Origin of the sequence: Granulicella sp. L56 (assembly GCF_009765835.1) — a bacterium.
In the GTDB taxonomy this organism is placed as follows: domain Bacteria; phylum Acidobacteriota; class Terriglobia; order Terriglobales; family Acidobacteriaceae; genus Edaphobacter.
The window spans coordinates 1,295,549-1,316,175 of sequence record NZ_LMUS01000001.1 but is presented as its reverse complement, the minus strand read 5'-3'; the positions used below and the strand labels follow the sequence as shown (position 1 = coordinate 1,316,175).

The 20,627-nt window shown below is 61.7% G+C and carries 19 protein-coding genes; 13 read left to right on the top strand and 6 right to left on the bottom strand.

Features of this window, described 5'->3' with window-relative positions; translation table 11 throughout:
* Window positions 1–10: 10 nt before the first annotated feature.
* Both GSQ81_RS05505 and GSQ81_RS05500 read right to left on the bottom strand, forming a co-directional pair.
* Entirely contained in the window at window positions 11–3,499 is a 3,489-nt protein-coding gene (locus GSQ81_RS05505) for a TonB-dependent receptor (RefSeq protein WP_254060009.1), read from the bottom strand.
* 61 nt (window positions 3,500–3,560) lie between these two features.
* The gene (locus GSQ81_RS05500) at window positions 3,561–4,337 is read right to left on the bottom strand and encodes a hypothetical protein (RefSeq protein ID WP_158909650.1); all 777 of its coding nucleotides are present in this window, start codon (window positions 4,335–4,337) and stop codon (window positions 3,561–3,563) included.
* Between the two features lie 142 nt (window positions 4,338–4,479).
* Between GSQ81_RS05500 and GSQ81_RS05495 the strand changes: the two genes are divergently transcribed.
* Window positions 4,480–5,205: a VIT1/CCC1 transporter family protein gene (locus GSQ81_RS05495; protein ID WP_158909649.1), complete on the top strand. Its 726-nt coding sequence runs from the start codon at window positions 4,480–4,482 to the stop codon at window positions 5,203–5,205.
* Window positions 5,206–5,297: 92 nt separating this feature from the next.
* A complete protein-coding gene (gene egtB, locus GSQ81_RS05490) occupies window positions 5,298–6,632 on the top strand; it encodes an ergothioneine biosynthesis protein EgtB (RefSeq protein ID WP_158909648.1) in 1,335 nt (444 codons plus the stop codon).
* Between the two features lie 88 nt (window positions 6,633–6,720).
* Here egtB and GSQ81_RS05485 read toward each other — a convergent pair whose 3' ends face one another.
* Window positions 6,721–7,407 carry a thioredoxin domain-containing protein gene (locus GSQ81_RS05485; RefSeq protein WP_254060008.1) on the bottom strand — a complete coding sequence of 229 codons (687 nt, stop codon included), beginning with the start codon at window positions 7,405–7,407 and terminating at the stop codon, window positions 6,721–6,723.
* A gap of 278 nt (window positions 7,408–7,685) precedes the next feature.
* Between GSQ81_RS05485 and egtD the strand changes: the two genes are divergently transcribed.
* Window positions 7,686–8,702 carry an L-histidine N(alpha)-methyltransferase gene (gene egtD, locus GSQ81_RS05480; RefSeq protein WP_254060007.1) on the top strand — a complete coding sequence of 339 codons (1,017 nt, stop codon included), beginning with the start codon at window positions 7,686–7,688 and terminating at the stop codon, window positions 8,700–8,702.
* Window positions 8,703–8,707: 5 nt separating this feature from the next.
* On the opposite strand, the gene moaC is transcribed toward egtD, so the two are convergent.
* The 3 genes from moaC to GSQ81_RS05465 all read right to left on the bottom strand — a co-directional run bounded on the left by moaC (window position 8,708) and on the right by GSQ81_RS05465 (window position 10,716).
* Entirely contained in the window at window positions 8,708–9,199 is a 492-nt protein-coding gene (moaC, locus tag GSQ81_RS05475; protein ID WP_158909647.1) for a cyclic pyranopterin monophosphate synthase MoaC, read from the bottom strand.
* 210 nt (window positions 9,200–9,409) lie between these two features.
* Window positions 9,410–9,898 carry a GNAT family N-acetyltransferase gene (locus GSQ81_RS05470; RefSeq protein ID WP_158909646.1) on the bottom strand — a complete coding sequence of 163 codons (489 nt, stop codon included), beginning with the start codon at window positions 9,896–9,898 and terminating at the stop codon, window positions 9,410–9,412.
* A gap of 125 nt (window positions 9,899–10,023) precedes the next feature.
* Entirely contained in the window at window positions 10,024–10,716 is a 693-nt protein-coding gene (locus GSQ81_RS05465; protein WP_158909645.1) for a hypothetical protein, read from the bottom strand.
* A gap of 63 nt (window positions 10,717–10,779) precedes the next feature.
* Between GSQ81_RS05465 and GSQ81_RS05460 the strand changes: the two genes are divergently transcribed.
* The 10 genes from GSQ81_RS05460 to GSQ81_RS05415 all read left to right on the top strand — a co-directional run bounded on the left by GSQ81_RS05460 (window position 10,780) and on the right by GSQ81_RS05415 (window position 20,564).
* Window positions 10,780–12,075, top strand: a complete 1,296-nt coding sequence (locus GSQ81_RS05460; protein ID WP_158909644.1) for a 3-deoxy-D-manno-octulosonic acid transferase — start codon at window positions 10,780–10,782, stop codon at window positions 12,073–12,075.
* Window positions 12,072–13,106, top strand: coding sequence for a tetraacyldisaccharide 4'-kinase (gene lpxK, locus GSQ81_RS05455; RefSeq protein ID WP_158909643.1), 1,035 nt, complete (start codon window positions 12,072–12,074; stop codon window positions 13,104–13,106). Before GSQ81_RS05460 ends, lpxK begins: the two co-directional genes overlap by 4 nt.
* An 81-nt stretch (window positions 13,107–13,187) precedes the next feature.
* Window positions 13,188–14,228 carry a glycosyltransferase family 9 protein gene (locus GSQ81_RS05450; protein WP_254060006.1) on the top strand — a complete coding sequence of 347 codons (1,041 nt, stop codon included), beginning with the start codon at window positions 13,188–13,190 and terminating at the stop codon, window positions 14,226–14,228.
* A 9-nt stretch (window positions 14,229–14,237) separates the two neighbouring features.
* Window positions 14,238–14,798: an isoprenylcysteine carboxylmethyltransferase family protein gene (locus GSQ81_RS05445; RefSeq protein ID WP_158909642.1), complete on the top strand. Its 561-nt coding sequence runs from the start codon at window positions 14,238–14,240 to the stop codon at window positions 14,796–14,798.
* Window positions 14,799–14,897: 99 nt separating this feature from the next.
* Entirely contained in the window at window positions 14,898–15,620 is a 723-nt protein-coding gene (locus GSQ81_RS05440) for a DUF3108 domain-containing protein (protein ID WP_254060005.1), read from the top strand.
* 11 nt (window positions 15,621–15,631) lie between these two features.
* Complete coding sequence (locus GSQ81_RS05435; protein WP_158909641.1) at window positions 15,632–15,937, top strand: DUF2007 domain-containing protein; 306 nt, start codon at window positions 15,632–15,634, stop codon at window positions 15,935–15,937.
* Complete coding sequence (gene queC / locus GSQ81_RS05430; protein ID WP_158909640.1) at window positions 15,924–16,619, top strand: 7-cyano-7-deazaguanine synthase QueC; 696 nt, start codon at window positions 15,924–15,926, stop codon at window positions 16,617–16,619. The genes GSQ81_RS05435 and queC overlap by 14 nt, the downstream gene beginning before the upstream one ends.
* Before the next feature lie 108 nt (window positions 16,620–16,727).
* Window positions 16,728–17,906, top strand: a complete 1,179-nt coding sequence (locus GSQ81_RS05425) for a tetratricopeptide repeat protein (protein WP_254060004.1) — start codon at window positions 16,728–16,730, stop codon at window positions 17,904–17,906.
* An 84-nt stretch (window positions 17,907–17,990) separates the two neighbouring features.
* The gene (glp, locus tag GSQ81_RS05420; protein ID WP_158909639.1) at window positions 17,991–19,217 is read left to right on the top strand and encodes a gephyrin-like molybdotransferase Glp; all 1,227 of its coding nucleotides are present in this window, start codon (window positions 17,991–17,993) and stop codon (window positions 19,215–19,217) included.
* Between the two features lie 303 nt (window positions 19,218–19,520).
* On the top strand, window positions 19,521–20,564 hold the full coding sequence (locus GSQ81_RS05415) for a PhoH family protein (protein WP_158909638.1): 1,044 nt from the start codon (window positions 19,521–19,523) through the stop codon (window positions 20,562–20,564).
* Window positions 20,565–20,627: the final 63 nt, after the last annotated feature.

Genomic DNA, 20,627 nt, shown 5'->3' with positions numbered 1-20,627 from the left:
ACAACCGCCGTTAGAACCGATACCGTGCAAATACGGTCAGTGTGCGCATCTGCGCTGCGCCCGTCACCTGTCCAAAGGTGGGTGAGTTCAGCGTGGTGTCGATGCCCGAGTACTGCACGATGTTCAACGCATTCCCTGCCGTCACCCTTGCCTCAAACGAGCGCGTATCGCCCAGTTGCACCGTACGCGACAGCGAAGCATCCACCCCCACCGTCCCCGGCCCTTCGATGGAGTTGCGCGACGCCGTGCCGAACTGCCCAGTTGCAGGAGTGGTAAAGGCCGCCGGGTTGAACCATTCGCCAATCTTTCCTTCACCACGGATCGGTACGCCGAAATCCCGGTCCGGGCGCAGCGAATTCGTGGTGCCGGTTGCCGCCTCCTGCACCGTCAACTGATAGCTCGGCGTGTAGTACGGTCCCGACGAAAACGTGAAGTCCCCCGAGAGTGAAAATCCATCCGTTATGGTGGACCACAATCCGCCCTTGGTAAAGAAGAGTCGGTTAGGCCCAAACGGCAGTTCTAGCACCCAGTTGCCGGTCAGCTTATGGCGAACGTCGAAGGAGCTGTTGCTCTCCTCCGCATTTAGATCGTTGTCGTTCTGCGCTACTGTCTGCGCTCCGCCACCGATCGACGAAGCATCGTCGATGGAGTGCCCATACTGATACGTCGCCTGCAACGAAACGCCCTTCTGCAGCCGCTTCCGCACATTGATGCGCAGCGCCTCCAACCGCGAATATCCCAGCGAGTCCTCATAGTTGAAGGCCTGCGCTCCCGGAATCAGCAGGCCCGTGGCCGTCCGGTTCGGTGCGCGCACCATGTCGAGATTGCCGCCCTTCGACCCGTCGTAGCCAATGTTCGCAACAATGCCTAACGGCAGCGTCCGCTGAATATCGAGGTCCCATATCTGCACATGTCCCAGCCGATAGTTCAGGTTGGCACTGAAGTTACTCTGCACCAGCGCATTCGAGCAGTTGAACGCGCCCGCCAGCGTAAACTGCCCCAGCGTGCCGCAGCCCTGTTGTCCCGCAATGTTGGTCTGCGTCACCGCAAAGGGCTGTTGGTTGGCCAGTTGCCGCGCAATCGTCGAATATTGGCCCGTGTTGTAGTTGATCCCATAGCCGCCGCGGATCACCGTCTCCTTCATCAGCTTCGACGGCACCCGATACGCAAATCCAAATCGTGGCGAATACATCGACCGGTCGGGATTCACCAGCGACCGCGGAAAGCTTCCGCTGTAAGTGCCTCTCTGGTCCGGCTGCACTGCTTCCACAGCAGTAAAGTTCTCATTGTGGTCCAGGTTCACCAGTCGGTTGTTCTTCTCCACGTAAGGAGAAAAATACTCATAACGCAGCCCATAGGTCAGCGTCAGATTCGCAAACGCTCGCCAGTCATCCTGCCCATACCAGTCATAGACATTCGCTCGCAGATAGGTCTTGTTCAAGCCCGCCTGTACCGAAGCCTGCTGCGGCATTCCCAGCAGGAAGTCCGCGAATCCCGATCCGCTCGCCGGGCAGGTCGTGGTCGCCGAAGCGGTGCAATCGCTGGCAGGATTCTGCGTCGCATACCCCGTAAAGCTGAATGATCCCAGCGGCGTTACCTGCGTCCCGCCAATCGAGTCGGCATGAACGCGCCGAATATCTCCGCCATAGCGCATGTTGTGTTTCCCATATCGATAGCTCACAAAGTCGCTGAACGAGATGGTCTGATTGATCGTGTCGTTCGGAGCGGTATTGGTCAGCCCGGTAAAGGCGTTCGAGCCGCCGAACGAGATCGTCGGCACGCCGTAATAGAACTGGTTCGATTGGATCGTGGAATTCCCCACCAGTACCCCCGCCTGCAGCCCGGGGTTGGTCAATCCATTAGTGAAGTAGTTCTCTGTCATAGCGTGCGAGCGGTTCCAGTTAATCGAGGCATTGTTGGTCAGCTTCCCATAACCGATGGTGTAGGCCGCCGTGAGTCCATATCCATCGGAGGCCGTTGTTCCGCCCAGCGGCAGAAAGATATTTCGGCTGTCAGTGGCGCTATGCGAATAGCTTCCGTTGAAGTTGATGTTCTGCCGCAGGGCCTTCGGAGCATTCGCAGCCTGCCGCCGCCCCATGCCGAACCCACCCTGCCCAAAGTTCCGCACATAGCGCAGCGCAGCCGACGTCGAATTCTGCCCCGCGTTGGTTACAGTCTGATAGTTGTTGCGTGGCCCCGCATTAGGAACGTTCGGCGCCGGATAGTAATTCAACAGCGCCAGCGCCTGCGGCGAGATCGGGACCGAAGCGTTCTTGAGATTGTTCCCCGGTATCGGCAATCCCGTCGTCGGGTCATACAATGTCTGCCCCAGCGCGGAAAAGTCTCCACTCCGTTCCGCCAGTGTCGGCACCGTCCCGTTGAAGATGTCCGGGTTGATGTTCCGCTGCCCGGTCACATTCAAAAACACAAACTGCTTCGAACTCGGCTTCACCAGTCCCGGTATAAACGGCGATCCCACAAAACTCACGCCAAACCGGTTCGACATCGACGACGGCTTCACCACCTGTGCTCCCGACTCGCCCAGCGCTGACGCCACCGAGAACGGCGCAGCATTCAATGCTCCATTACCGCCCTCATAGAAGATCGCCCCATGCGGCTGCGAGGGATTGAACCCGCGAAACCCGCCGCGCCCACCGCCACCGCCACCGCCACCACCGCCGCGTCCACCACGGCCTCCCCCACCACCGCCGCCGCCCGGCCCTCCCATCATGCCACCCAGCATTCCGACCACGGCATTCGCCATATCGCCCGCAACCCCACCCTGCGTCCTTGCTCGTGCAACCGCGTCCTCCACCCGCTGTCGAATCTCGTCTTCGTTATAGTTGGCGAGTCCATTCGTCTGTCCCATCTGCCCGCTCACCGCAACCGAATCCGCCGATGCCTGGTCCCCGCTCCCCAACCCGGAGAGCGTAGGCATCTGGGCTCCAGCGACGCCCGTCCCGGCGCTGGCATCGGCCAGATCGCTGTCTCCGGAGACACTCAGCGCCTGCGTCCCCCGCCCCTGTCCTACTCCTGATCTCGTCGAACTCGCCGCTCCTGCCTGCTGCGCCTCTTCGCGTGCCGCACGTGAGGCCAACTGCATCGCAAACGCCGCTACCTGCTCCGGCTTACCGCCGTCCAGCAGCACCTCTTTGGTCTCTAACGCAAAGGCCGCCAGCTCTGCCTTCACCACATACCGCCCATTGCGCGGTATCACCATCTCAAACGATCCCGTAATGTCGGTCGTCGTCGCATACTTCTTTCCCGTCAGCGTATTAGTGGCGGTCACCGCAACGCCCGGCAGCGGCACCGCCCCTGCCTTCACCGATCCCGTAATCGTTCCGCCGCTTGCAACAGGGGCCTGTGCCGGAGCAGTTTGAGCCGTCACCGTAGCCGGGGCCACAGCCTGTCCCGTTGCCGCCGTCTGTGCTCCGGCAGACAAGCCACTCCCGGCGAGTGTTACCAGGCCCAACATCGTCCATCGAGTCAATCTACGCACTCCAACCTCGCCTCAGCCCTAAAAAAGATCAATCCCAGTCAAAGGTTCAAACCCGCAATCCTTACTTAGGATTCTCTGAACCATCAATGTTCGGTGAAGAAGAGGGAGCAGCAGCCGAAGCTCCACTGCCAGCTCCACGCCTCCGTCCCTGTCCCCGGGCCGATGCATCCATGACCCTCAACTCTGTCGGTACGAAGAAGCCATTCTTCACGGCACCCCGTCCCATCACCATGTCGCCCACCTTCACGTCCGCCAGCGTGATGCTCTCCGCATTCGGTGGCGCGCCCGCCGCAGGAGCTTCCGTCACCGAAACCTGCTCCCTGCGCCCACCCCGCTTGAACGAAGTTCCTTCATCCGCCTGAATCACCTGGCTCACATGGTCCGGCCGCATCACCGTAATTTTGGCGTCGTCCATATCAATCGCGGTAATCTTCCCGGTGATGTAGACCTTGCCTAATTCTTCCCGCGCCTTCTTCACCTGCTCCGCATCGATGACAGCCACAAACACTGCATGAACCGTCTTCGTCGGGGCATCCATCACGCCCATTGCGCCGACGCCATCCCCAGCCTTGATATCTGCCACCTTCACCGGCTGCCTGTCCTTCATCACCCGCGTATTCGCCGAGATCGCCACCTGATAGACATCGCCTTCTTCCGTCTTCACCGTCAGCCGGTCGACGCCCACCGCCGTCACTGTTCCCCGGACCATCTGCCCACCGGCAAACGCACCGCGCTCAGTTCCCGGTCCCTCCTGGGCCCGAACCACTCCCGAACCTGCGAGCAATATCCCCAAAGCCAGCGAAATCTGACGCCGTCCAAATCTGCGACACCATCTCATCTCACACGTCCGATCTTCAAGTCTTCCACTACTCAGAAGCCGTGTTCATACAGACGTTGACCCCTCACGAAAGACTCGCCCCCCACACAAAAACGTCTGTCTTATCCCGAGCTAACCCACCCGTCTGCACTACACTACGGCCATGCACCAAGTCGCCCACGATTCCGACAGCGAACACATCGAAGGCCACTTCGAGTCCAGCGCCACCGTACGCGATATCGTGATCGGGCTCTCCGACGGACTCACCGTCCCCTTCGCCCTGGCCGCCGGTCTCTCCGGAGCCGTCGCGTCCTCTCGCATTGTGGTGCTCGCCGGCCTCGCCGAGATCGCTGCCGGCTCCATCGCCATGGGCCTCGGCGGCTACCTCGCCGCCCGCGGCGACGCCGAGCACTATATCTCCGAGCGTCACCGCGAAGAGCGCGAGATCGTCGAGCGCACCCAGGACGAAGAGGAAGAGATCTACGAGATCTTCGAGCAGTATGCGGTCGACCGCACCGCCGCCGCATCGGTCCTCGCCTCGCTCAAGCAGAACCCCAAACAATGGGTCAACTTCATGATGCGTTTCGAGCTTGGCCTCGAAGAGCCCGCCGCGAACCGCGCCCACCGCTCCGCCCTTACGATCGCCGGTTCTTACATCGCCGGGGGAATTATTCCGCTGCTCCCCTACATGCTGGTAAGCGACAATCTGGCAGCCCTCAAGCTCTCCATCGTCATCACCTTGATAGCTCTTGCTCTCTTTGGTGCGCTCAAAGGAAAGCTCGTAGGCACGGGATGGCTCCGCAGCGCCATCCAGACCATCACCATCGGCGGAGCCGCCGCCGCCGTAGCCTACACGTTGGCCCGCCTCCTCAACAGCTATCACCCATAGCGGCAAAACAGCCCGGGGCGTCAGAAAAAACCAACGCCGGGCCTGTCCAAAGCATCCAACCCTAGTCTGCACCTCTTCAAGCGAGAAACGCCATGCCCTCCTCTACCGCAACCCAGTCTGCCGCCACCACCCTTCTTGCGCGTTACCAGGCCATCCGCAAAGCGACCACCCGCCTCTGTACCCCGCTCTCGCCCGAAGACCTCATGGTCCAGTCCAGTCCCGAGGCCAGCCCGGTCAAATGGCATCTTGCCCACACCACCTGGTTCTTCGAGACCTTCGTCCTCCGCGAGCACGTCGCCGCCTACAAGCCCTTCCATCCCGACTTCCACTGGCTCTTCAACAGCTACTACAACTCGCTCGGCGACATGCCCGAGAAGAAGCTCCGCGCCTCCTTCTCCCGCCCCTCCGTTGACGTGATCCTCGCCTATCGCGCCCATGTCGACGCCGCCATCGAACGCTTCCTCCAGCAGCCTGTCGTCTCCGGGGCCATCCAGCGCATCACCCTCGGCCTCCATCACGAGCAGCAGCACCAGGAGCTGATCGCCACCGACATCAAGCACGCCTTCTTTACCAACCCGCTCCACCCCGCCTATCTGGCGGCTTCTGGGCAGAAGAACGAAGCCATCGCTCCTCCGCTTGAGTGGTCCCGCTTCTCCCCCGGCCTTACTGAGATCGGTTTCACCCCGAATCCCGCAGCCAACGATGTATTCGCCTTCGACAACGAGACCCCGCGCCACAGCGTCTACATCGCCCCCTTCGCTCTTGCGAACCGTCTCGTCACCTGCGCCGAATATCTCGCCTTCATCGACCAGAACGGCTACACCCGCCCCGAGTTGTGGCTCTCCGAAGGCTGGACCGCTTTGCACAGCGAAAACTGGCAGGCCCCGCTCTACTGGCAGCGCGACAGCGAGACCAAGTCCGGCTGGTGCGTCTATACCCTGCACGGCTTTCAGGCGCTCGAAGACCTCAGCGAAACCCCGGTCTGTCATCTCAGCTTCTTCGAGGCCGACGCCTACGCCCGCTGGGCAGGCTACCGTCTCCCCACCGAATACGAGTGGGAGTACGCCGCCACCCATTCCGTTCCAGCCGCTGGCACCGAGGCCAACCTGCTTGAATCCAACAACCTGCACCCTACCCCGGCCAGCCACGCCTCGGGCCTGCAACAGCTCTATGGGGATGTGTGGGAGTGGACGCAATCGGGTTATACCGGCTACCCCGGTTACAAGCCATTGCCCGGCGCGCTCGGCGAATACAACGGCAAGTTCATGTCCAGCCAGGTGGTCCTCCGTGGAGGCTCCTGCGTTACCCCGGCCACCCACATCCGTCCCACCTATCGCAACTTCTTCACGCCCGGCACCCGCTGGCAGTTCTCCGGCCTCCGGCTGGCCAAAGATACCCCCGAAAGAGCCAAAATAGTTGAACGGTAAATAGTTGAGGGAGTAAATAGTTGAGCAGCTCAACTATTTACTCCCTCAACTATTCAGAAGACTCTTCGGAGAAATCGTCGTCTCGACCCTACCTGTGCGCCACAGCATGAGCAGCCGGAGCACTCTTCGTCTGCGCGAGAGCGCCTTCCACAACCGCAGCGAGCTTGGTCGGATCGTTTGGTCCCTCAGCGGTTCCGCTCACGACCTGATAGTTATCGCGGGTCACCACCACCAAAGTCGGCGTCCACTCCGCATTGAGGCGTTTGCCCAGATCATAGTCCGCCTGTACCTTGGCGGCCAGCGCGCCACCGGGATCGACGGCGGACGGCACCTTCTGCCCATGTTGTTGCAACCAGTGCTCGGTAAACTGCTGCAGGTCGTCCTTGCTCGAGATCGACGTCTGCGCAAGGAACACGGCGCTGCGATACTCGTCCGCAAGCTTAGGGCTCACCTTGTCCTGCAGATAACGCGCATCGACCGCGGCCTGGAAGGTCCAGATGTGCTGTGCGAGCGGGAAATCGTAACGCAGCAGCGGCACATGGTACTGTTCGGCCACCTGCCTCTCGATCGGATGGGCGCGCGCGCAGGCCGGGCATCCCAGGTCCTCGAAGACGATGATGGCGACCTTGCTTCCGGCAGGGGGTCTCAGAACGGTGGTGTCGCGAAAGTTGTCGCGCGGACCCGTCCCGGCGAACTGGGCCTGCATCGCGGGTGTGGTCGAAACCAGCATCAATCCAGCGGCGGCCGCTACGATCATGTTGCGTATGGATAGCAAAGGACCTCCTGCACGCAGCGATCTTGTCGTGCCGGTGCAATTTGGAATTTATTCAGCAACTATAAAATACGTCATCTCGACCGAAGGCGGCGCACTTGCCGCCGCAGCGGAGAGACCCCTGTATTTCGTCGTTGTTTTATGATCCCCCCTCGACACGTCGCACAGGCTTCATAGTTCGAATACCGATAAAACCATCCTCGGCGAAAATCATCTGGCGTCCGAACTGCATCCAATCGACAAAGCGGCCAAGCCGCACCCCACGGAGAGGAACTCCCCAAGTGCCATCTATTGCCGCCGCTGTACCGGAAGCTGTCGATACCACGAACCATGCAGTCGCCACCGAGGTTCGGGCCGGACTGACCGCTTGTCCCAAAACTCTCTCTCCGTGGCTTTTCTACGATGAGGCAGGCTCACGGCTCTTCGAGGCGATCACCGAATTGCCCGAGTATTACCTGACCCGGACCGAGCGCGACATCTTCGCCGCCCACGCGGACGAAATTCTGCAGGAAGCTGCCAGCGGAGGCAAACAAAGGCTTACGCTGATCGAACTGGGCGCGGGAACAGCGACCAAGACCGGCATCCTGCTGGCTGCCGCGGTGCGCCAGCAGGGAAGCGTGGTCTATCAGCCGGTCGATGTTTCGGAGTCTGCGCTGGTGATGGCGAGCGAAAATATCAGCGCCAATATTCCCGGCGTCAGCGTGCGCTCGCAGGTGGCCGATTACACCACCCAGCCGCTGCCGCTCGACCGGCTGGCGGAGTTTCGGACGCTGGCCCTCTATATCGGTTCGAGCATCGGCAACTTCTCACCTGACGATGCAGTCGCTCTGCTCCGTAATGTGCGTGCGCAGCTTTTGCCGGGAGACAAACTGCTGGTCGGCACCGACCTGGGGCCGGGCAAGCATAAGAGCGCGGCTACGCTGCTGGCGGCCTATAACGATGCTGGGGGAACGACGGCGGCCTTCAACCGCAATGTGCTCGAGCGGCTGAACCGGGAGCTTGGAGCGGACTTCGACCTTGCCGGGTTTGAGCATAAAGCTATTTGGAATGAGAGCCATTCGCGGATCGAGATGCATCTGGAGTCGCGCAGGCGGCAGAAGGTCCATATCCCCGCCAACTCGGCTGGGGATGCTTTGCCGCTGGATTTTGCAGCGGGCGAGACCATCCACACGGAGAACAGCTATAAGTTCAATCCGGTCAGCGTGGAAAGGCTCCTGCGGTCGGCTGGCTTCGCCATCAGCCGGAGCTGGCAGGATGCTCAGGGCTTGTTTGCTGTGAGTTTAGCCACGGCGGTTTAGGAAAATTAAGTAGTTTTCGACGGCTCGCGGCGATAGTCGCCACTCTTTCCACCGCTCTTGCTCTGAAGCACGACCTCGCGGATGCGGATGCCCTTATCGAGCGCCTTGGTCATGTCGTAGACCGTAAGCGCGGCCACCGAGGCGGCGACCATCGCCTCCATCTCGACCCCGGTTCCGGCGACGGTGGCTGCCGTGGCCTCGATGGCGACTCCTCCTGTGACGACGGTGGCCTGCACCTCCACGAAGCTCAGTGCGAGAGGGTGGCACATGGGAATCAGCTCCGAAGTCCGCTTGGCGGCCTGGATTCCGGCAAAGCGTGCGACCTCCAGCGGATTGCCCTTGGGGTTCTGCGGCAGCGCGGCCAGCACTGCTTCCGAAAGCTCGACGAAGGCGGTGGCGACGGCCTCGCGGCGGGTCGCCGCCTTGACGCTTACGTCGACCATGTGGGCCTGCCCGGCTTCGTCGTAGTGGGAGAGCTTGTCGTTCTTTTCGTCCATGGGTCAAGCCTACCGCGAGTGGGCCCGGAGCCTGTCTAAAACCGCAGAGGCTTTCCCAAGATGGTCCATGGGGCTGCGCCCCATGCTGGTATAGACCGCGCCTTCAGCGCGGAGTAAGTATTGAGAGCTCGCACTCCTACATAGGTATTGAGAGCTCATCACTCCTGCATGAAATCAATTACTTGCCCCGAGGAATCGGTCGATACTTCCCTAAAGCTGTTTGCTTTGAGCGGCGAGCGCTGGCAGGCCTTCGTGGTTGACGCGCATGGTGCGCCACTCCTTCATCATGGTTGCGCCCATCTGCTCGTAGAAGCCGATGGCGGGGGTGTTCCACTCGAGCACGTCCCATTGCAGGCGGTGGCATCCTTCTTCTAGGGCGATGGCGGCGACGCAGGTGAGCAGCGCCTTGCCGATTCCCCTGCCGCGATGTTCGGGGAGCACGAAGAGGTCTTCGACGTGGATGCCGGAGTGACCGCGCCAGGTGGAGTAGTTGTGGAAGTAGAGGGCGAAGCCTGCCGGGGCGTTGTCCCAGTCGGCGATGAGGCAGTGGAAGCGTGGTGCGGGGCCGAAACCGTCGCGGTGCAGGTCGGCCTCGGTGGCGTGGACGGCGTCGGGGTCGCGCTCGTAGGTGGCGAGGTCGCGGATGAAGGCGAGGATCTGGGGAACGTCGGCGGGAGTGGCGGGGCGAATGTTGAGCATGGGCTTCTGTTGAGAATGAAGGACGTTGACATTCCGCGCAAACCGCAGGTCCTTCGACTACGCTACGCTTCGCTCAGGATGACAGTTTCTATTTAATCATCTTGTTATTGAATCGTCTTGATCCTTCAATTCTTCTGGCTTGTTGATTTGGCCGGTGGATTTGCGGCCAGCCACTTGTCGAAGGGGATGGTGAAGGGGAAGAGCTCGTGCTTGCGGTCGAGGGTGTAGATCATCTTGACGTAGATCTGCGCGCCTTTGAGCGGCGGATCGTCGAGACCGCGAACGTCATAGAAGAGATAGCCGCCGAGGCTGCTGTGCGCGTTGACGGTGGTGCTCTGGAAGCCGAAGTCGGCGTCGTCTTCGGTGATCTTTTTGTCGACCGCAGGGTGGTGGATGGTGATGGGGATCGGCAGCGGGAGATGCGTGCCCATGCTCTTCTTGAGGTTGAAGAGGCGGCGGTTGATCTCGTCGAGATCGGCGGCGGGGAGCTTGTCGTTGGCGGCGGAGATGAACTGGATGCGCACGTCGTTGAGCGTGAGTGCGGTGTCGCCGTCGTTGGTGATGATGACGCGGACAGGGACGAAGCCGTGCTGGACGTAGGGCAGGCGGAAGAAGCTGCACTTGTCCGGGTCGTTGCAGGGGTCGATGCCGACGGTGACGTGCTCGTTGGGATGCGTGTCGAAGGCGGCGTACTGGTTCGCCGGTTTGACCGGGGGCGCCTTGTGGCTGGCAGCCACAGCGCAGGCCGCGAGAATGCAGGTGGTGGCGATGACCCGGAGAGTCTGTGAAACTATTGGCAGAGAGCGGTGGGAGTTCATAGCCTGGGTTGATTATCATCTTCGCTGGCGTACAAGGTAAAGCGAGGGCATGAAGAAGTGGTGATGGGTGTGTATAGCGCGCTTCTGCTGGCGGCCCTGATATTGGGCGCGCCGTGGTGGCTGCTGCGCATGGCGACCAGCGGGCGGTATCGCGCCGGGCTGGCGGGGCGGCTGGGATTCGTGCCGACGCAGTTGCGTACTGCGGTTACGGGGCGCGAGACGGTTTGGGTTCATGCGGTCTCGGTCGGCGAGGTGATGGCGGCTACGCAGCTGATTCGTGAGTTGAGCGCGGAGCGGCCGGAGTGGCTGATCGCGGTCTCGACGACGACGGCGACCGGGCAGCGGTTGGCAAAGCAGCGCCTGCCGGAGCTTCCGGTGTTCTACCTGCCGCTGGATTTTGCCTTTGTCGTCCGGCGCTATCTGCGCGTCTTGCAGCCGAAGATGCTGGTGCTGATGGAGAGCGAGCTTTGGCCGAACCTGATTCTGCAATGTGCCAAGGCTGGGGTGCCGATGGCGGTGGTGAATGCGCGGGTGTCCGACCGGTCGTTCCCGCGTTATCTGCGGCTGCGGCGGCTTTGGCGGCCATTGCTTGAGAAGATCTCGCTGTTTCTGGCGCAGAGCGAAGAGACGGCGGAGCGGCTGGTGCGGATTGGCGCTCCTGCAGACCGGGTGCGAGTTACGGGGAATTTGAAGTATGACCTGCGCGAAGGGCGCGAGTCTCCGCTGGTGGCGATGCTGCGCGAGCAGTTGCCAGCACAGGCGCGGGTGGTCGTCTGCGGCTCGACGCTCGATGGCGAAGAAAAGATCTTGCTGGCAGCGTGGCCTACGGTGACCGCTGCTGAGCCGAATGCGGTGATGGTGCTGGCACCGCGACATCCGGACAGGTTTGCCGCGGTTGCCGCAATGGTTGGTGCAGGTGGATTTACTGTGATTCGCGCAAGCGAGTTCCGCGAGCAACCCCGGCCGGTTGCAGCGGGCAGCATCTTTCTGCTGGATACGATTGGCGACCTCGCCGCGATGTATTCGCTGGGAGCGCTGGCGTTCGTGGGCGGCAGCCTGGTCGCAGCGGGCGGGCATAATCCTCTGGAACCGGCGCGGTTCAGCGTTCCTGTGCTGATGGGGGAGTCGTTTCAAAACTTTCGCGAGATCGTGCACGTCCTACAGGTGCACAATGCGATTCGCATTGTTTCGACAACAGCAATTGCGGAGACGCTTGCTGCTATGCTGCATCACACAGACGAGGCAAAGGCCATGGGTCAGCGCGGGCGCAAGGTCTTCGACGCACAGGCGGGCGCGACAGGGCGAACGGTCCAGGCGTTGAGTGCGTTATCGAAAGAGAGTGTGGTGAGTGGGCGATGAGACTCCGCAGACCACTGCTGCTGCCGCTGTCTCCACTGTATGGAGCGGCGCTGGCTGTCAAGCGGCTGGCGTTTCGGACTGGCTGGCTGAAGCAGCGGCGTCTGGCGAACGTGGTCATCAGCGTGGGCAGCGTGTCGGCAGGCGGCGCGGGAAAGACGCCAGTTGTGATGACGCTGGCCGGGATGCTGCGGCGACGCGGCTATGCGGTCACGATTCTAACGCGGGGCTTTGGCCGCGCTCCTAAAACAGTCGAGCGCGTAGAGCCGTATGGCGATGCCGCGTGGTTTGGCGATGAGCCGGTGCTGCTGGCGCAACGAACCGGCGTGCCTGTGTTTGTCGGTGCCGACCGCTATAGCGCGGGAGTGCTGGCGGAGCAGACCGAGGCGGCGGGAAAGATCGCCGTGCATCTGCTCGACGACGGCTTTCAACATCGAAAGCTGGCCCGCGATATCGATATTGTGCTGCTGACACAGGAGGACGTGGACGATGCGCTGCTGCCTGCGGGCAATCTGCGGGAGCCTCTGTCGACGCTGCGCGAGGCCGACATCATCGTGGTGCGAGAAGAAGAGGCGGCGAAGCTGCAGCGCTTTCTCAGCGATCTTCCGCGAAAGAAGAAGCCAGCCGTGACATGGGTGATCAAACGGCGGCTCAGCCTCGATGGCGATGGGGAGAAGCCGTTGTCGGCGCGGCCATTGGCCTTCTGCGGCATTGCCAGGCCGAAAGGATTTACCGCCATGCTGGTGGCGGAGGGTTGCCGCCCGGTGGAGATGATTGTCTTTGCTGACCACCATGCGTATATCGATGGCGACATCAACCGGCTGCTCGAAGCAGCGCGGCAGTACGGCGCAAACGGTTTTGTGACCACGGAGAAAGACGCGGTAAAGCTCACGCCAGCGATGCGCGAGCGCCTGGAGACCGTGGGGCCGCTGGTGGTGGCGCGGTTGGGCATCGAGTTCTCGGACGAGCTGGAAGCGCTGTTGCAGTTGATCGCAATGGAAAAGCGCCTCGACCGCCGCAGCCAGAATCGTTGAGGCAGAAGCTCTTTCGCGTGAGAAAATGACCGCTTGAACAGCCAGCCCCTTATTTCGTCAGGCAGAAGCCGTCCGCCTCGTGTGTTGATTGTTCGCATCGGCGCAATGGGCGACGTGCTGCACGCCATGCCCGCCGTTGCGGCGTTGCGGCAGCGGCATCCGGACTGGTTTATCGGATGGGCGATTGATCCCTGCTGGAGAGAGTTGCTGCAATCGAGCGCTATATCGCAGCGTGGTGCGGCGATGCCGCTGGTCGATCGCTGCTATGTGGTGCCGACGCGGGAGTGGAAGCGGCAACCGATTTCGCTGGAGACGCTTTCGAGCATTCGTGCGGTGCGACGGGAGTTGCGCGGGGAGCAGTTCGATCTCTGCGTCGATATGCAGGGCTCGATACGCTCCTCGATGATCGGCTGGATGGCGGGAGCGGGGGAATTTGCCGGTCCGGCTGAACCTCGTGAGCAGCCCGCGCGATGGATGTATGGCGAGAAGATACCGATGAGCGCGGCGCATGTGATCGAGCAGGGCTGCGAATTGCTCGGAGCCGCTGTCGGTGAGCGGCTGGCTCCGGCGAAGATCGAGTTGCCGCTGGACAATGCTGCGGAGGCGTGGCGGGATGAGCTTCTCGCGCAGCTTGTGCCCGATGGCAGGAAATTTGCGCTGATTGCGCCCTCAGCCGGGTGGGGCGCGAAGCAGTGGCCTGCGGAGCGCTATGGTGCGGTCGCGGCTGCGTTGGCGCAGGCTGGCTATGTTCCTCTGGTCAATGCAGTTTTTGCTGGAGACATCCTTGCCAACGCGGTCGTTGACGCCAGCGGTGGCACGGCGGTCTTGGTTCCGTGCTCCGTGGGTCAGCTTATTGCACTGACCCGGCGCGCCAGCCTTGTGGTCGCCGGGGATACTGGCCCTTTGCATCTGGCTGCGGCGCTGGAGCGGCCTGTGGTTGCGCTGTTTGGGCCTACCGATCCGGCGCGGAACGGGCCTTACGGAACGGCTTCGCGGGTGCTGCGCCACCCTTCCAGCAAAAAGGATCACACCCGCCACGCGGCCCCCGAAGAGGGCCTGATGCAGATTACGGCGGACGAGGTCATCGCGGCGGCGTTCGACCTGTTGCGGCCGACACGATAAGGTAAAGCAGTGAGTGAACGAACCCAATGGCAGCGGATCGCCCGTCGTATCCGCGTCCCCCTCGGATTTATCTTTGCCGCGGTCTTCCTGTGGCTTGCCCGGCCGACCTGGCACACCATGCTAGCCAGCCTTCTGCTGGTGGTTCCGGGGGTGTGGCTGCGCGCCTATGCTGCCGGGTATGTGCGCAAGAATGCAGAGCTGACCCGCACCGGCCCCTACGCACATACGCGCAACCCGCTCTATCTCGGCTCCATGATGATCGCCTTTGGCTTTGCTGCGGCGGCGGGGAGCTGGATCATCCTGATCGCGTTGGCAATTCTGTTCGCGGCAATTTACCTGCCAACGATTCGCTCAGAAGAGATGTACCTGCGCGAGCACTTCGCCGGATTCGACGAGTACGCGAAAAACGTCCCGCGACTGCTGCCCCGGCTGACTGCCGCACCGACCGCAGACGTTTCCGGAAGTTTTTCGTCCAAGCTCTATCTGCACCACCGCGAGTACAATGCCAGCATGGGTGCCATCGCCATCTACGCGGCGCTGGCAGCGCGCCTGCTGTTGCTTAAGCGGTAGCAAACTCAACTATTTCAACCCAGCGAGCTGCCTCTGTCCAAACGTAGATCGAACTTCCTCCCCTTTGCCGCACTTCTGCTGGCGGTCCTGCCCTGCGGTGTGCAGGCGTTCGCGCAGTCGCAGATTCCCACGCTGCAACCGCCGCCGACCGGCTACGCCTTCCCCACGCAGGAGACGCTGAGCTACACCGTCGACTGGCGCGTCTTTACCGCCGGGACCGCAGTGTTCCACCTGACCCGCGATGGCAACGTGCAGAAGGTGAACGCCACCGCCGATTCCGTCGGCGGCGTGACTATGCTCTTCCCGGTCGTCGACCGCTTCCAGTCGGGCTTCGATACGCGCACCGGCTGCTCCACAGGGTTCAGCAAGCAGTTGCAGGAGGGCCGCCGCAAGGTCTCGAGCGACCTTAGCTTCAACTACGCACAGGGCAAGCAGAATCTGGTCGAGCGCAATCTGGTCAAGGGCACATCGAAGACGCAGACGGCATCGATCCCAGCTTGCGTCACCGACTCCCTCTCGGCCATCTTCTATGCGGCTTCGCAGCCACTCATCCTCGGCAAGACGGTCAGCTTTCCGCTGGCTGACTCCATGCGCACCGTCACCGTCACCATGAAGGTCGAAGCCCGCGAAGAGATCAAGACCCCGGCGGGGACGTTCCAGACGATCCGCGTGCAGCCCACGGCGGACGAGGGCGTGGTGAAGAACCGCGGCAAGATCTGGATCTGGTACACGGACGATCCCCGGCATATCCCGGTGCAGATTCGCGCCCAGCTCTTCTGGGGGACGATTACGTTTCACCTTCAGTCGTACGACACGAAATAGGAGGCGTTGACATGGCCGAGAAGCCGCAGGATCCCGAAGAGTATGTGACCGTCGCCGAGTTCATCGAGCCGGTCTTCGCGCAGATGGCCAAGGGTGCGCTCGAGTCGGCAGGCATTGAGTGTTTCCTCGAAGGCGAGCACGTCAACAGCCTGCTCTCCGGTGCCTTCTGGGTGCAGTTGCAGGTGCATCAAAAGGACGAAGAGGCCGCTCGCGAGATCCTCGATTCCGCTGAGGGTCCCGGTGGCGCTTCCGCGGCCGCTGAGCGTGCATTCGATAACCCAGACCTAGAAACAGACCCCCAAGATGACCCAGCCTGATCAAACCCGACCCCGTGCCGTCGTCTGCCTCTCGGGCGGCATGGACTCCTGCGTCTGCGCCTCGCTGGCCGCGCGCGACTACGACGTGTATGCCGTGCACTTCAGCTATGGCCAGCGCACCGAGGCCCGCGAGCTGCGCTCCGCAGAGGAGATCGCCCGCCTCACCGGGGTGCGTGAGCTGCTTCCGCTCAAGATGGACCTCTTCCGCAAGATCGGCGGGTCGGCCCTGACGGATGAGAACATCGCGGTCCCCACCGGAGGCGACGAGGCCAGCATCGGCCATGAGATTCCAGTCACTTACGTCCCTTTCCGCAACGCCCATTTCCTCTCGGCGGCGGTAAGCTGGGCCGAGGTGCTGGGGGCGAAGACGGTCTTCATCGGTGCGGTCGAGCAGGACAGCTCAGGCTACCCCGACTGCCGTCCGGCGTATTACAACGCGTTCAATAAACTCATTGAGATGGGGACAAAAGAGGGCGATATTCGGATCGTTACCCCGCTGATCGAGCTGCGCAAGAGCGAGATCGTGCGGCTGGGAGTTGAACTGGGTGCTCCGTTCCATGTAAGTTGGTCTTGTTATTCTGGCGAAACCGTGGCCTGCGGCGTCTGCGAGAGCTGCCTGCTGCGGCTGCGTGCCTTTCGCGAAGCCGGGGCCACAGATCCGATACCGTATGCCAGCGCCTGATGAAGGCGAAAGGCGCATCAAAGTTTGTGAAGCAACTTCGGGGTTTTGAGTAGCAACTTCGAGAACGACGATTTCCGCCTGCATGCAAGGGGCCAGGAGAAGAGAAAAGTGAAGAAGCATTTCGGATTATTCAAGATAAGCACCCTGACCATCGCGCTGCTGATGGTCGTCGCCATGGCGCACCCGTCGCGGTCGATGGCGCAGACGACGGCAAGCATTCATGGCCACGTCAACAACCCTCTCAACCAGGCGATCACCAAGGGCGACGTCAAGCTGACGACCGACCGCACCTCAGACGCGAAGAGCCGCAAGTATCAGTACACCTTCCCCATCGACGGGAACGGCGACTTCAAGGGAACGGGCATCGCGCCCGGCAATTATGTCGCGGTGGTCTTCGTCGATGACAAGAGCATCGACTACAACGACAGTGTGGCGCTGCTGGCCAACGACGATAAGGTCGTGAACTTCGACATGAGCCGTAAGGAATACCTCGACAAGATGTCTCCCGACGAGAAGAAGCAGCTCGAAGAGTTCAAGAAGAAGAACTCCGAAGCGATGGCGGCCAACTCCAAGATCGCCGACCTGAACAAGACGCTCGTCCAGGCCCGCGCCGACACCAAGGCAGGCAACTACGACGCTGCGATCACTGCCATGCAGAGCGCGACCACGGCCAAGCCCGATGAGCCCATTCTGTGGGTTGCACTCGGCGATGCGCAGCTTGGTGCAGCCAACGGCGCGGCAAAGGCAGGTACCGCAGCCACCGATCCCGGCCTGCAGAAGAAGTTCGCCGATGCAGCGGAATCCTACAAGAAAGCGATTGACCTGAACACGGCCGAGAAGAAGCCCAATCCGCAGACGGCGGCAGCGGCCTACAACCAGCTAGGACAGGCATTGAGCAAGAGCGGAAACAACGCAGACGCCACCGCGGCCTACGACAACGCGGCCAAGGCCGATCCCACCAACGCCGGGATGTACTACTTCAACGAGGCTGCCACCTTCTATAACTCAGGCAAGCTCGATGAAGCAGGCACCGCCGCCGATAAGGCCATCGCCGCTGATCCGAAGCGCGCCGATGCCTATTACATCAAGGGCCAGGCACTGATTCCGAAGGCGACCGTCGATCCCAAGACGCAGAAGATCGTCGCTCCTCCGGGATGCGTCGAGGCCTATCAGCAGTACCTTGCGCTCGCTCCGGATGGCCCTCACGCCGCCGACGTGAAGGGAATTCTCACGGGCATCGGCGCCAAGGTTGAATCGAGCTACAAGGCCTCCAGTAAGAAGAAGTAATTTTCAGCACAACACAAAGAAGCCCTGGGCAATCAGCCCGGGGCTTTTTACTTTAGGCTTGAGTGACGGAAAGGGACGGATGGCATGAACCACATCCTCGACTTCGACGAAGCGTTGAGCGTGGTGCAACGTCACGCCTCCAGCCTGCAGAGGCTGGAGAGCGAGGTGGAACCGCTGCTCGGCTGTCTCGGCCGCGTCCTGGCCGAGCCGGTCACCGCAGGCCGGGACCAGCCGCCGTTCGACCGCTCGACCCGTGATGGATTTGCTATGCGGGCAGCGGATGCTGCGGAACGGCTGCGGCTGATTGGGCAGATACGCGCAGGAGAACGCTGGTTCGGCCCGCTGCCGGAGGCTGGAGAGGCCATCGAGATCATGACCGGCGCTCCTGTGCCCGAAGGTACGGACGCCGTGGCGATGGTCGAGCACATCGAGCAGGATGGCGAGTCCCTGCGCTTGTCCGAGGGCCGCTCGCTGCGCTCCGGGGAGAACATCGTGCCGCGAGGCAGCGAGGCCCGTGTCGGCGATGTGGTGCTCGCCAGGGGAACGTCGGTTGCAGCAGCGGAGATCGCGCTCGCCGCCGCCTGTGGCCGCTCCGGGTTGTTCGTCTACCGCAAGCCGCGTGTGGCCATCGTGGCGACGGGCGACGAGTTGGTGGAGCTGGACGAGACTCCCGACGATCAGCAGATACGGAACTCGAACAGCTACGGGCTCGCCGCTCTGGTGGCAGAGGCGGGAGGAGAAGCGGTACGCCTACCCATAGCTCGCGACCGGCACGACGATCTGGAGAAGAGCATCGTCGAGGCGCGAAGCAGCGACCTGCTGCTGCTCTCGGGCGGTGTTTCGATGGGCAAGTACGATCTGGTGGAAGAGGTGCTGCACACGATGGGCGCTGAGTTCTTCTTTACCGGCGTGAAGATGCAACCGGGCAAGCCGTTGGTCTTCGGCAGGCTCCCGGCCAGCGGCGACTTTCCTGCGCAATACTTCTTCGGCTTGCCCGGTAATCCTGTTTCGACGCAGGTGACGTTCCACTGCTTCGTCGCGCCGGTACTGCGCGTTCTGGCAGGGGCCGTCGCGTCGCCGCCGCGCTTCGCCCAGGCGACGCTGGCTGAAGACGTAGCGGTCAAGCCGGGCCTGACCCGTGTGCTCCCCGCGCGTCTGACGCACGACCGCGTGCGTCCCGAGGTGCGTATCGTAGCGTGGCAGGGCTCAGGCGACCTTGCCGCCAACGCCCGCGCCAACTGCTACGCTGTCTTCCCTCCGGACAAAGAACGCTTTGCCGCAGGAGACGTGATTACGATCCTGCTGAGATAGCGGCAGTGATGGTTGTCCTTGCCGATTGGCCACGCCGCTGGACGAAGAGGCAGTTGCTGGACAGTTCCCTTGACCCACATTCGCTTTGCAGGTTGATCAATTCATCATTTGCCACTTGACGCGGACCGTGTTGCGGTTCTAGTCTGTGCCCATCTTCGGCATACGATTGGCAACTTCAGCCATCCCGGTCGCAGTACCCAGAACATCCTCCCTCCGTGCCGCGTGCCTTTTTCGCCCCCACAACCAATTCAAACCCAGAGCATCCAATAACCAAGCATTTCCTGACGGAGGTCAGCGCCCTCATTGATGAAAAAATCCCTGGAAATCACTCCTGGCATTGAGCCCCTCTATGGGACCCACGACGAAAACCTCAAGCTGCTCGAAGATGGTCTTCATGTCACGATTGACCTTCGTTCCGACGCCATCCAGGTAACCGGGGACGCCGCCAGTATCGACCGGGTCGAACGTATTTTTACGGATTTTGATTCTCTCCGCAAATCAGGCGTCAATCTCTCCAACGGCGAGCTCAACGGCATGTTGAAGCTCGTCGTCGCCGATCCCTCGGTTACGCTGCGTTCGCTGGTCGATTCCGGCAAGCAGCGCTCCGCCGGGGTGAAGCGCATGGTGCAGCCGCGTTCGCCCAACCAGCGAAAGTACGTCGAGGCCATCGAGCAGAGCGATATGGTCTTTGGCGTGGGGCCTGCGGGTACGGGCAAGACGTATCTTGCCGTCGCTATGGCGGCTTCGGCGCTGATGTCGAAGAAAGTTAGCCGCATCATTCTTGTGCGTCCTGCGGTCGAGGCTGGCGAGCGGTTGGGTTTTCTACCCGGATCGTTGCAGGAGAAGGTCGATCCTTACCTGCGGCCGCTCTATGACGCGCTCTACGATCTGCTCGATCCCATGAAGGTCGATAAGATGCTGGAGACGAACGTCATCGAGGTGGCTCCGCTGGCGTTTATGCGCGGCCGCACGCTTAACGACGCCTTCATCATCATGGACGAGGCGCAGAACACCACCATGGAACAGATGAAGATGTTCCTCACGCGCATGGGAAATAATTCGAAGGCCGTTATTACCGGCGACCTGACGCAGACGGACTTGCCCAATCCGAAGAAGTCGGGGCTGCTGGAGGCGCTGAACGTTCTCGATGGCGTGGAAGGCATTCGTTTCTGCCACTTCGAGGACGTGGATGTGGTGCGGCACCAGCTTGTGCAGCGCATCGTTCGCGCCTACGACAGCTATGGCCGCGCGCAGCAGCAACTGCCGCTGCCTATCGGCGACACCACCTTACCCGATGCCAACCTGACGGCCATCGCGCCCGCGAAGACGGTTGCCAAGCCTCAGTAGACGCTGCCGAAAGGCGAATGCGATACCATCATCAGCAGGGGCTGTCACCGCCCCTGCTGATTT